Source organism: Acinetobacter sp. MYb191 (genome assembly GCF_037572605.1).
In the GTDB taxonomy this organism is placed as follows: Bacteria; Pseudomonadota; Gammaproteobacteria; order Pseudomonadales; family Moraxellaceae; genus Acinetobacter; species Acinetobacter johnsonii.
In genome coordinates this window covers 463813-476545 of the sequence record NZ_JBBGZP010000021.1, presented here as the reverse complement: position 1 = coordinate 476545, position 12733 = coordinate 463813, and the positions used below count along the sequence as shown (strand labels likewise).

10 protein-coding genes are annotated in these 12733 nt (G+C 40.7%); 2 read left to right on the top strand and 8 right to left on the bottom strand.

The genetic code is table 11. The features are described from left to right. Nucleotides 1–5: 5 nt before the first annotated feature. From WH214_RS15985 to ppsA, 8 genes are all read right to left on the bottom strand, one after another. The gene (locus WH214_RS15985) at nucleotides 6–2120 is read right to left on the bottom strand and encodes a hypothetical protein (protein ID WP_445206376.1); all 2115 of its coding nucleotides are present in this window, start codon (nucleotides 2118–2120) and stop codon (nucleotides 6–8) included. 105 nt (nucleotides 2121–2225) lie between these two features. Beyond that, a complete protein-coding gene (gene cyoE, locus WH214_RS15980) occupies nucleotides 2226–3104 on the bottom strand; it encodes a heme o synthase (RefSeq protein WP_339422508.1) in 879 nt (292 codons plus the stop codon). A 10-nt stretch (nucleotides 3105–3114) separates the two neighbouring features. Continuing rightward, nucleotides 3115–3444, bottom strand: coding sequence for a cytochrome o ubiquinol oxidase subunit IV (locus tag WH214_RS15975; RefSeq protein WP_026056475.1), 330 nt, complete (start codon nucleotides 3442–3444; stop codon nucleotides 3115–3117). Continuing rightward, nucleotides 3441–4061 carry a cytochrome o ubiquinol oxidase subunit III gene (gene cyoC, locus WH214_RS15970; RefSeq protein WP_004696446.1) on the bottom strand — a complete coding sequence of 207 codons (621 nt, stop codon included), beginning with the start codon at nucleotides 4059–4061 and terminating at the stop codon, nucleotides 3441–3443. The genes WH214_RS15975 and cyoC overlap by 4 nt, the downstream gene beginning before the upstream one ends. Nucleotides 4062–4065: 4 nt before the next feature. After that, nucleotides 4066–6054 (bottom strand): cytochrome o ubiquinol oxidase subunit I, encoded by a 1989-nt coding sequence (cyoB, locus tag WH214_RS15965; protein ID WP_004982033.1) that lies wholly within the window; start codon nucleotides 6052–6054, stop codon nucleotides 4066–4068. Nucleotides 6055–6057: 3 nt separating this feature from the next. After that, complete coding sequence (cyoA, locus tag WH214_RS15960; protein ID WP_004696450.1) at nucleotides 6058–7131, bottom strand: ubiquinol oxidase subunit II; 1074 nt, start codon at nucleotides 7129–7131, stop codon at nucleotides 6058–6060. Between the two features lie 301 nt (nucleotides 7132–7432). Continuing rightward, nucleotides 7433–8200, bottom strand: a complete 768-nt coding sequence (locus tag WH214_RS15955; RefSeq protein ID WP_339422509.1) for an RDD family protein — start codon at nucleotides 8198–8200, stop codon at nucleotides 7433–7435. Between the two features lie 343 nt (nucleotides 8201–8543). Continuing rightward, complete coding sequence (ppsA, locus tag WH214_RS15950) at nucleotides 8544–10922, bottom strand: phosphoenolpyruvate synthase (RefSeq protein WP_339422510.1); 2379 nt, start codon at nucleotides 10920–10922, stop codon at nucleotides 8544–8546. 156 nt (nucleotides 10923–11078) lie between these two features. Here ppsA and ppsR point away from each other — a divergent pair, with 156 nt between their 5' ends. Together ppsR and WH214_RS15940 are read left to right on the top strand one after the other, a co-directional pair. Then, nucleotides 11079–11915: a posphoenolpyruvate synthetase regulatory kinase/phosphorylase PpsR gene (gene ppsR, locus WH214_RS15945; RefSeq protein WP_005400687.1), complete on the top strand. Its 837-nt coding sequence runs from the start codon at nucleotides 11079–11081 to the stop codon at nucleotides 11913–11915. Between the two features lie 132 nt (nucleotides 11916–12047). Then, nucleotides 12048–12722 carry a hypothetical protein gene (locus WH214_RS15940; protein WP_339422511.1) on the top strand — a complete coding sequence of 225 codons (675 nt, stop codon included), beginning with the start codon at nucleotides 12048–12050 and terminating at the stop codon, nucleotides 12720–12722. The last annotated feature ends 11 nt before the right edge of the window (nucleotides 12723–12733 follow it).

Below are 12733 nucleotides of genomic sequence, written 5' to 3'. Positions count from 1 at the left end.
ATGTCTTACCAGTAATACTTTAAGGATTGTGCCCAAGAGGTACTTGGATAGTCGCGTTTAATGTGGTCAAACCATTGTTTACGAGTGGATTTTTCAACTTCTGCATCCTGACAGTCATTCATCCCGCTTGGTGAATAACACATGATTGAGCGATAAAGTGCATACGCTTTTAAATCGGGTACAGAACTGGATTTGATGATGTCTTTATACACTTGGCCACGGGTAAAAATTGAACCTTGGAAGCTAGCAGTTTCTTTTTCTAAAGCAGTGACATAGCTTATGTTGTAGCCTTGAGGCGAGCGTGCATATTCTCCCAAACAAAGTCGGAGCTTTAAATCTTGAGGTGAATTTTCAAGTTTTTGAGTCAGGCTGAATAAGTCAGGGCATTGCATTTGTGGCGTGATTTTTGTTCCTGCCCAAATGAAATCACTGAAAGGGGGTTGGTTTTTATAATTTTTATATGTTTCTGAGTCATATTTATACTTCGCGGCATCTTGTGGTAGCAGTACAAAGGCTTGATTAAACAGTTTAAAATTTTGATGTACCAATGATTTCTGCAAAGTTTTATATAAAGCTAAATTTTTTTGATCTGTATTTGATGCTTTGCTCTGTACAATTTGCATTAGGCTTTTTTCATTGGCTTCATTTTCAATAAAGCTTTTTTGCAATGCAGCTTGTTTGATTTTAGCATCTGAACCGATGAATAGGTTCGCGCTTTGCTGTTGGGTATAATGTGGATATAGCATCAGTTCAAATAAGCCACGCTGTTCGATGGACTTTGATCGACTAAGCCAACCTTCCCAATACTGCTGCGCATTTTGAGTTTGTCCGAGTTTTTCTAAAATACGCCCTTTTAACAATATTTGACTGAGTTGAAGGTAACTATTAATTGAATTAGAGGAATGTTCTGGCAAATATTTTAAAGCTTCGGCTGGTTTGTTCTGCACAAAGAATAAGTGATTGGCTTGTAGGTATTGGAACAGTTCTGGCTGACTCTTAAATAGTGTTTTTTGGTTGTTGAGTTCAGACCAGCTTAAGACTTTATCTTCTGCTGATGTTGCCTGACGCATTTGCATTAAATCTGAAATGGTCAGAAAGAAGGGATCTTTTAAATTTTTTGCATTGAATGAGCGGCTTTGAAAAACATGGCGATCCATTTCAAAGGCTAGATTATCGAGCTCTAGATTGTAGTATTTAGAATCAGGATGATTGATTTGCCATGCGAGTTCGTTGGTCAGGAGTTCGGTATTTCCACTCAGCCAATAACAACGGCGTAGTAAACCGCGTGCACTTGCTGCATATTTTCCCTCAGGAAAGCGTTTGAAGTAGGTAGTAATATGCTCATAGGTATTTTTGAGTAAAGTCTGATCTACTTTATCGATTTTTAAGTCGCCATATTTACCGACACCTGACTGATAACTTTCATTGAGGCTGCTACGAATCAACATATATTGCGATGTTTCTTTGATCCAAGGCTGATCAACCGTAGTTAATACTGAGTAAATTTTAGTAGCTATGGAAAAGTTGCTATTATAAAAGGCAATGGTCGCATTTAAATAAGACGCATACTGACGTGCTTGTAGAGACCAGTTTGGATTGATTTGGATGAGAGCAAGATCACGGTCACAGGCTGAAATATTTTGTCTTTCTTGAATCAGTAAATTTTTTTCCGCTTTGCTAAGATTTTTGTCGGCTTTTACCTGCTGGGTAAATTGATCCGCACCATTGTCTAGGCTACTACAATGTTCTTGGTAAGGCGTCTTTTCATTGTTTGGTTTTAATCGGGCATTTGGTCGTTTATTGGTTACGCTTTGAAACAATGTTTTAGCCGCAAATGGTACATTGCTATATTCAGTTTCCCAAAGCGGAGTATTTGGCTGATTAAAATTCAATTTGGCCAAACCCATGTCGCTCAGAAGTAAGAGCATATTGGTTTGGTTGTCATTTGCGGGCGTGAGCGCAGGCAAATTGTCACAGGCTGTATAGGCATTGGTTTGAATGTTGGTCGATGGGTAGCAATAAACATCGAAACCAGAAAAACTGTGCGTGCTATAAGCAAGAGTAATAGGGAATAGACTAATAAAAATAGATTTTTTAAAAAATTGTGATGGCATTTTCATTGCAGAGCATGAGTTATTGTTGTGTCTGCTATGGTAACAATTTAAAGACTAGACTTAAATATTGAATAAGTTGAAATAAAAAAGATAGAGAGAACTCTATCTTTTTTAAAACAGCGGCAAATGTGGCGCAGGTGAGACGTAGCTAAAACTAAAACTAAAACTTAATGCAGTAATTAAAATCACTGAATATAAGAAATAGCGTTTTGCCCAAACCTGATCATTTTCAGCTTTAAAACCAATGATTGATAAATATACCCAATAAGCACAGAGTGCGTTAAAGGTGATAAGAAAAAACATATTGGTATAGCCAAAACAATACAAACCATTTAACACCGCAGCAAACAGCAAGACATAAATCAAGCTTTCAACTTTCGTGCGGAAAATTGAACGTGCTACAGGTAAAATTGGAATGCCTGCATTTTTATAGTCGTCAAAGCGGTATACCGCAATTCCCCATGAATGAGGCATTTGCCAAAGTGCATATGCTAAGAAAAGCAACAATGCGGCAACATCAAATTCATTGGTCACAGCTGTATAGCCGATCACTGGTGGACTAGCACCAGAAATACTTCCAATCACAGTTTGGTGAATGGATGTGCGTTTGCTCCATAGACTATAAAAAATCACATAAACCACAAAACCAAGTACAGCAAAGCCAAAGGCATAAGCATTAACAAAGAACCAGAGCAGGGCGAAACCTAATATTCCGAGCGCAGCAGAAAATGTCAAAGCTACGGAAGGACTGATGGTTTTTTTAACTAATGCACGGTTCATCGTCCGTTCCATCTTTTGATCAATATCTTGATCAATGACGTTGTTGACGACACAGCCAGAAGCAACAACCAGTGTTGTACCGAGTAGAGTGATGAGAAGGAGGAGGAAATCTACAGACCCCTGAGCGGCTAAAAAGAAGCCGCCCAGAGTGGTAACGAAGTTACCAAAGAGAATTCCTGGTTTAGTCAGGAATAAATACTTTTTCAACATGACGATCAGTTTAGATCATCATGTTGTAGTGTAAGTAGTTCATAATCCATACAGAGCCGACTAGAAGTACGGCAATACAAAGTACTGTATAGATAAATGCAATCACGTTCCAACGTTGCTCTGAAGATGAGTTCATGTGCAAGAAGTAAACTAATTGAACTAGAACCTGAGCAACCGCTGTAATTGCGATAACCGCCATAACAATACCGCGACCAAAACCACCAGCCATTACCATACCGAATGGAATTACGGTCAGGATAACTGAAAGGATAAAGCCGATCGTGTATTGCTTGGTGTTACCGTGTGAAGCACCAGCTGAGTTATGATCGTGACTCATTATAGAACTCCCATTAAGTAAACTACGCTGAATACACAGATCCAAACGATGTCAAGGAAGTGCCAGAACAAGCTTAGGCAAGCAAGACGACGAGTGTTTGGAAGAGTCAAACCATTTTTCTTGATCTGAATCATCAAAATGATCATCCATACCAAACCTGAAGTTACGTGAATACCGTGCGTACCTACTAAAGTAAAGAACGACGATAAAAACGCACTTACGCTTGGACCGTGGCCAGCATGAACTAAGTGATTAAACTCATATAGTTCCATGCCGATGAATGAAGCACCGAATAACCAAGTGATCGCTAACCAAGTTAAAACTTGGTTGACGTTCTTTTTGTATGCAGCAAGAACCGCAAAACCAAAAGTTACAGAAGAGATCAAGAGAGCGAAAGTTTCAGTTAAAACGAAACCTAAAGACTCACCGAATAATTCTTTTGCACTTGGTGTGCCCATAGGCACATGGCTACTTAAAACAGCGAATGCAATGAAGAGTGTACCGAATAGAATCAAGTCACTCATCAAATAAGTCCAAAAACCAAAGACGGTGATGTCAGTATCATCGTGGTGATGATGCTCATCGTGTCCGTGGTTTTCGTGATGAAGTACGTCAGCCATTGTCTTAGTCCTTCTTCAAATGTTTTTCAAGAATCGCGTAACGTTCATTTTCAATACGCTCAACTTCAGCAGCAGGAACATAGTAGTCCACTTTCTTCGTAAACGAAGATGCGATGAAGCTGATAATAGCAGCGATGAACATCACAACAACTAACCACCAGATATGCCAGATTAAACCAAAGCCCATAACAGTAATGAACATGGCAATCACAACACCAGCAGCACGATTCGTTGGCATATGAATGTCTTCGTATGAAGTAGGTTTCGCATATGCTACGCCATTCTCTTTGTCATTCCAGAACGTATCAATACCATTGATTGTTGGAAGGTGAGCAAAGTTGTAGAACGGAGCAGGAGACGAAGTCGCCCATTCAAGTGTACGACCATCCCATGGATCGCCTGTAAGGTCGAGGTTGTCGTTGCGTTGTAAGTAACCAACAACAATCTGCATAACGAAACATGCAATACCAATCGCGACTAACACAGAACCGAAGAATGCAATAGCAATGTACGGATCCCATTCAGGGTTGTCATATGTATTCAAACGACGAGTCATACCCATGAAACCAAGGATATAAAGTGGCATGAATGCAAAGTAGAAACCGAAGAACCAGAACCAGAACGCAGCTTTACCCCATGCTTCATTGAGCTTCCAACCAAACATTTTCGGCCAGTAGAAAATGATGCCGGCAAACATACCAAACACCACACCACCGATAATTACGTTATGGAAGTGAGCAATCAAGAACAATGAGTTGTGTACAAGGAAGTCTGCAGGTGGAACAGCCATTAATACACCAGTTAAACCGCCAATACCGAATGTTACAAGGAAGCCAAGCGTCCATAACATAGGAGTAGTGAAGGTAATACGACCCTTATACATCGTGAATAACCAAGAGAAGATTTTCACACCAGTAGGAATCGCAATAACCATGGTCATGATACCGAAGAACGCATTCACGTTCGCACCAGCACCCATGGTGAAGAAGTGGTGAAGCCATACTACGAACGCAAGTACTGTGATCGCAATTGTTGCATACACCATTGATTTGTAACCGAACAACGTTTTACGAGAGAACGTTGATACAACTTCAGAGTAAATACCAAATGCTGGTAATACTAAGATGTAAACTTCTGGGTGACCCCATGTCCAAATCAAGTTTACATACAACATTGGGCTACCACCCATGTCATTTGTAAAGAAGTGGAAACCGAAGTAACGGTCAAGCGTTAACATCGCAATTGTTGCTGTTAACACTGGGAATGACGCAATGATCAATACAGCTGTACACAAAGATGTCCAAGTAAAGATCGGCATGTCCATAAGTGACATACCAGGCGCGCGCATTTTAATGATGGTAACGAAGAAGTTAACACCCGTTAATAGCGTACCTAAACCTGAAATCTGAAGTGCCCAGATATAGTAGTCCACACCCACGCCTGGAGAGTATTCGATACCTGAAAGAGGAGGATAAGCCATCCAACCTGTTGCAGCGAATTCACCAATTGCAAGAGATGCCATCATTAAGCCTGCAGCACCAGCAAATAGCCAGAAGCTTAGAGAGTTTAATAATGGGAAGGCAACGTCACGTGCACCAATTTGAAGTGGTACAGAGATGTTCATTAAGCCAACAACTAGACCCATTGCTACGAAGAAGATCATGATTACACCGTGTGCGGTGAAGATCTGATCGTAGTGCTCTGGGTGTAAATAACCTTCACCGCCACCTTTTGCAAGGAACAGTTGAAGACGCATCATAATCGCATCGGCGAAACCACGCAAAAGCATGATGATCGATACGAAAAGATACATGATACCAATTTTTTTATGGTCGACTGATGTGAACCATTCGTTCCACAAGTAGCCCCATTTTTTAAAGTAGGTAATACCAGCAACAACTGCGATACCACCTAAGATCATCATTGCAACTGTGACCAGTACAATTGGATCGTGCGGAATAACGTCCGGACCTAACTTACCTAAGAAGCTCATGTCTTATTCCCCTACAACTGATGAAGCAGGTTCAACAGCGGCATGTGCTTCAGATGAAGCAGCCCCGTGAGCACCCGCAGTCGCTGAGTGATCAGCACCGTGATAGTTGCTCATATATTTGCTGATGACTGACTTAAACAAGCCTTCCTCTACAGAAGAGTAGTAAGTCACAGGGTGTGGCTTAGTTGGATAAGGCTTCATTGCCTCAGCAGCAGCCTTCTCTTCAGGAGTTTTTGCTTTTGAAATCAAAACTTCAATTTGGTGTTTACCACGGTTACCGTCACGTAAAGACTCAAATTCAGCTTGATCTAAAATTGTTTTTTGTACAGCTTTAGGATTAATGCTTGTACCGTTACCTGCTTTAACTGCAGCAACCCATTCAGCGAATTGAGCGTCAGTTACAGAGTGAGCACGGAAGCGCATTTGCGAGAAGCCGTAGCCTGAATAGTTCGAAGAGAAACCGCGGTAGCCTTCAGCTGGGCTAGTTCCATCTGCTAACAAATTCAAGTGCGTTTGCATGCCTGCCATTGCATAAATTTGACCACCTAACGCAGGGATGAAGAACGAGTTCATCGTGAAGTTAGAGGTAATTTTAAGTGCAACTGGAGTTTTTTCAGGGAAACGAATTTCGTTAACCGTCGCAATGTTAAGATCAGGGTAAATGAAGATCCATTTAAACTGTTCTGCAATGACTTGAATATTTACAGGTGCTTTATCAGATTCGAGCGGGCGGTAAGGGTCATACTTGTGTGAACCCCACCAAGTTAACCAAGCCAGAATACCAATAATAATGACAGGAATACCCCAAACTACAATTTCAATTGCAGTAGAGTGTGCCCATGTAGGTTTATAGTCTGCATCTTTATTCGACGCGCGATATTTCCAACCAAACCATAATGCCATTACGACTGATGGAATAACCACCAATAGCATTAAATAGATCGCAGTCATCATTAAGTCAGATTGACCTTGTGCAACTGGACCTTTTGAGTTTAGAAGTACCATATCACCACCACACCCAGTTAAGAGCGCGGCAATCGCAGATAAAGACAATACAGCTAAAATCGTTTGTCTCATTTTACAACCTCGGTGAAGAGTCCCATTCCCTAATAAAATTGGGATAGCGATTAAAGTGTCGCATGATTGAAAAGTTTCTTTTTAAGTCTAAAAACACTTCTCAATCATAAGACACCGCTACGTTGTAGGGCATTATGCCTCATATCGACAAACTAAGCTATACGTAAAGATGCTTTAAATGACTGTTATAAAAACCGATTTTTTCACTCGGAATTTTATAATTTATTTATGGATTTATTTTGAATATCAATAAACTGCGGAAAACTGAGGTGCGCCAAACCTCAGCTTAAATATGGTCAAATTACTGCTTAATGACCTTGGTTTTCGCCAGCTTATCGTGCAAAGTTTGACGCTTTGAAGTTAAACCAAAGACGTGATCGATGATGGTAATAAACGGCATGAACAGCATATTGAGCACAATAAAGACAACGCTGCGTAATGTGAATACACGCAAAAGGCTGACTTTTTCGTTGGTTTCAACGTCTACAATTTTAATTTTGGTAATTTTTTTGCCAATACTTTGACCATTTTTTGCTAAGAAAAAGGCCTGGATACCGAGCATAATCAGCAGGTAAATTCCCATGGTGGTCCATGCTTCAGTAGGAATCAAACTGAACAGTTGTGCTTGTAGTTCACTGGCCTGAGTTGCTGTAGTAGCCGCTTGCATTTTTTGCTGAATTTCAGTGAGTTCACCAAATTTATCTGCTTGTAAAAAGAACGAGGGAATAGCAGCGGCAGGGAGCCAAAGAAGTAAATCAATGACTTTGGCTAAGACACGTGCGCCTATTGATGCCAGTTCAGGTTGAGCAACTTTCGCCGCTGTGCGGTTTGGCTGTGAAAATTGATTTGGCGTATGTATTGGCTCAGGAATAGGGGGCTGAGGTTGATAACCTACAGGTTCATACGCCAGTTTTCCTTGGGTGAGTTCACCTAAAGCTTTCCATTCAGGCATACCCTGATGCCAAACTAAATCCGTCAATAAAACTTGTTGGCTTGCGAGCATCTGATTCAATTGCTCTAAGGTATATGGACCGGCTTGTTGATTATTTCGTGCCAAGTAAATCTGCATATAAACTTAATCTCAAAATATAAGTTGGGATATTCAAATAATAAATGTATTTGTTTTTAGATTAAAAACAAATAAAAAATCTATGGTAAAACATGCGGATAGTCTAGAGAATTTCAAGCTGAAATTAACCAAAACTACACAAAATGCAGGACAGTGTAGCAAGGATTATGCTGCTTCTTCTAGCTTTATCGCAATGCGATCTTTTCTCAATCGAGATGTTGATGGATGAATGCCAAACTTAGTCTAAATTTTTGTATCAATATGCTTGTTTTAATGCGGATGCGTTGAAAGAGTGGATATAAAAAAAGACCCATGAAAGGGTCTTTTTTATCGGATCAAAAAATTAAGCTTTTTGAACTTTTTCTTCTGCAAGGAAGAACCAAGTGTCTAATACTGAGTCAGGGTTAAGTGATACAGATTCGATACCTTGTTCCATAAGCCATTGCGCAAGATCTGGGTGATCTGATGGGCCTTGACCACAGATACCGACGTATTTGCCTGCTTTACGGCATGCATGAATTGCCATAGAAAGAAGTGCTTTTACGGCTGGATCACGCTCATCAAATAGGTGAGACACAATACCAGAGTCACGGTCTAGACCAAGCGTTAACTGAGTTAAGTCGTTTGAGCCAATAGAGAAGCCATCGAAGTGTTCAAGGAACTGTTCAGCTAATAATGCGTTCGTTGGTAACTCACACATCATAATCACTTTCAGACCATTTTCACCACGTTTCAAACCGTTTAACGCCAATAATTCAATTACACGTTTCGCTTCATGTACAGTACGTACGAAAGGAATCATGATTTGAATGTTGGTTAAGCCCATTTCGTCACGTGCTTTTTTCAACGCGCGGCACTCTAATTCGAAACAGTCACGGAAGTTGTCAGACACATAACGGCTTGCACCACGGAAGCCCAACATTGGGTTTTCTTCTTCAGGTTCGTATAACTTACCACCGATCAAGTTTGCGTATTCATTTGACTTAAAGTCAGACATACGAACGATCACAGGTTTGTCTGCAAATGCGGCAGCAAGGGTAGAAATACCTTCAACCAGTTTTTCAACATAGAATTCGATTGGTGATGCATAACCCGCTGTACGCGCCATGACCGCAGCACGAGTTTCACGTGGCAAGCTGTCAATGTTCAACAATGCTTTAGGGTGGACACCGATCATACGGTTAATGATGAATTCAAGACGTGCAAGACCAATCCCTTCATTTGGAATTTGTGCAAAGTCAAATGCGCGGTCAGGGTTGCCGACGTTCATCATCACTTTGAACGGAAGCTCTGGCATAGATTCGATTGAATTGGTTTGAATCTCGAAATCTAAAGAACCTTCGTAGATGAAACCTGTATCACCTTCAGCACATGAAACTGTTACTTCCTGACCGTCTACTAGAACTTCAGTTGCATTACCACAACCAACGATTGCTGGAACACCCAATTCACGTGCAATAATCGCTGCGTGACAAGTACGACCACCACGGTTAGTGACAATTGCAGCCGCACGTTTCATTACTGGTTCCCAGTCTGGGTCAGTCATGTCAGATACAAGCACGTCACCGTCTTGTACTTTGTCCATTTCTTTAATAGACGTAACAATACGTACTTTACCAGAACCGATACGTTGACCGATTGAACGACCTTCACAAATGACTGTACCTTTTTGCTTCAAAAGGTAGCGTTCCATGGTGCCGACGTTTTCACGGCTCTTTACTGTTTCAGGGCGCGCTTGAACGATATAAATTTGACCGTCATCGCCATCTTTTGCCCACTCGATGTCCATTGGAGAACCATAATGGTTTTCAATAATCAGCGCTTGTTTTGCAAGTTCTTGTAGTTCGTGGTCGTTTAATGCGAATTGTTGACGCTCTTGTTTTTCAACATCCACCACAACAACTGATTTACCTGCAGATGCTTCTTCGCCATAAATCATTTTTTGGTGTTTAGAACCCAGATTACGACGGAGGACAGCGTGTTTGCCTGCATTTAAAAGGGGTTTAGAGAGGTAGAATTCGTCAGGGTTTACAGCACCTTGAACGACCATTTCACCCAAACCATAAGATGCAGTGATGAAGACTACGTCACGGAAACCTGATTCAGTGTCGAGTGTAAACATTACACCCGCTGCACCAATTTCAGAGCGGACCATACGCTGAATACCAGCAGATAAAGCCACAACATCATGCGCAAAGTTTTGGTGTACGCGGTAAGAAATTGCACGGTCGTTATACAGTGATGCAAATACTTCTTTGATCGCGATCAATATGTTGTCGATACCGCGAATGTTTAAGAAGGTTTCTTGTTGGCCTGCAAAAGAAGCATCTGGTAAATCTTCTGCTGTCGCAGAAGAACGAACGGCAACCGCGATGTCTGGGTTGCCGTTTGAAAGCTCTGCAAATGCTTTACGAACTTCTTGTTCGAGTTCTGCCGTAAGTGGAGTATCTACAATCCATTGGCGAATTTTCGCGCCTGTTTCAGCAAGAGCATTTACATCATCAACATTGAGGACTTTTAACTCTGCATTGATTTTAGCGTTTAGGCCACTTTGCTCGAGAAATTCACGATATGCTTGAGCTGTAGTAGCAAAGCCACCTGGTACAGATACACCTGCATTTGATAGGTGGCTGATCATTTCACCTAAAGATGAGTTTTTCCCACCTACAAGTTCAACGTCGTGTTTCCCTAATTTTTCTAGACCAATTACGCGCGCTTCCAAAGTTGTTACTCCACTTTTGCAGTATTTAATCACTATCTTGGCATCAGATTATAACAAATCTACTTAGCTTTTTGATTTTACTAAGCGACAGTCATGTAAGATCGGTTTACTATAAAGATTATATAGCACTAAGACAAATTTTTGAGGAGAATTTTAATGTCGGGAAGTAAACAATTTAAGCGGAGTGTTTTTTTTGTATCTGATGGTACTGCAATTACCGCTGAAACCCTTGGGCACTCGCTATTGGCGCAGTTTCCAAATGTTGACTTTGACATTCATATTATTCCTTATATTAGCTCTGAAGAAGCAGCTACAAATGTGGTTGCTGAGATCAATTTAAGGGCGCAACAAGACGGACAAAAGCCACTGGTTTTTGACACTTTAGTCGACCCGTACGTGCGTGACATTATTAATACTGCAAATGCTATAAATCTTGATGTATTTGAAGGGCTTATTAGTAAATTGTCTGAAGAGTTAGGAACACCGCCTACAACTTTAGTCGGACAGACTCATGCGGTGACCGATTCGGAGTCTTATAAAGCACGTATTGATGCGGTGCATTTTGCTTTAGATAACGATGACGGTGCACGTACACGCCATTATGACAAGGCCGATCTGATTCTGATTGGGGTGTCACGTTCGGGTAAAACACCGACGTCAATTTATTTGTCATTACAGTTTGGTATTCGTGTTGCAAACTATCCATTGACTGAGGAAGACTTGGATGACAACCGTTTACCTGCGGTACTTCGCGCGCACAAACAGAAGCTTTTTGGTTTGATGATTGATGCTGAACGTCTTGTTGCTATTCGCTCTGAACGTAAAGCCAATAGCCGTTATGCAAGCTTCAGCCAGTGCCAAATGGAGCTTCGCGCAATTGAAGGGATTTATATCTCTGAAGGGATTAAATACTTAAATGTCTCGGAAATGTCGATTGAAGAAATTTCAACTCGTGTACTGCAAATGACGGGTTTAAAACGTCGCATTGGTTGATATTGTCATTACATTATAAAGCGTCATATTGATGATGCTTTATAATATTGATCAATATAAAAATACAGATTAGATCAAATGAAAATAATATCAAAATGCCTATTAGGTGTATTTTGTTGTGCTCTTTTTAATATGGCTTTATATGCGCAAAATATATCAATTCAACAGGCTGAGCAGGCGATTGATCAAAAATATGCAGCGCTAGATTTTTATGCGGTGAATCAACAGATCGAAAATGATGTGATTGATTTAATCCGTGAAAATGCAGAAAGTTATGCTTATTCTTTCCCTAAATTGACTGAAAGTCTTAGACTAAAGATTAATGCCTCACCGGACCAACTGCTTAAATTCTATACCTTTGATGTAGGCGGTGGCGGTACTATGGGTGAATTTTCATCCTATGTGCAGATGAAATCGAGCAAGTCCGCTAAACTTCAGCCTTTAGAAACAGGCTATATTTTAAAGATTGACCAAATAAAATTGGGTGCACAGCCGATTTATCTGATTCAAAGTTATTACAAAGGCGATAGTTGTCACGGTCTCTATCAAATTCAAGCCTTTAAAATGCACGCCCAAGCTTTGACAGCAACACCAGTTTTTCAGACCAAGAACAAGCAACTAAGTTCGATTAAAGTAGATTATGACTGTCATTATGACGAAGAGCGGCGCGGTTCATATATTCGTGTTGCAAAAGACTTAAACAAGATTGATATCACTTTATTAGATCAAAACAGTCGACCGACTGGAAAATACTTACGTTATCAGCGCTCAAATACAGGCTATCGGTATACAGGTGTGACGAAATAAACAACGGGTAA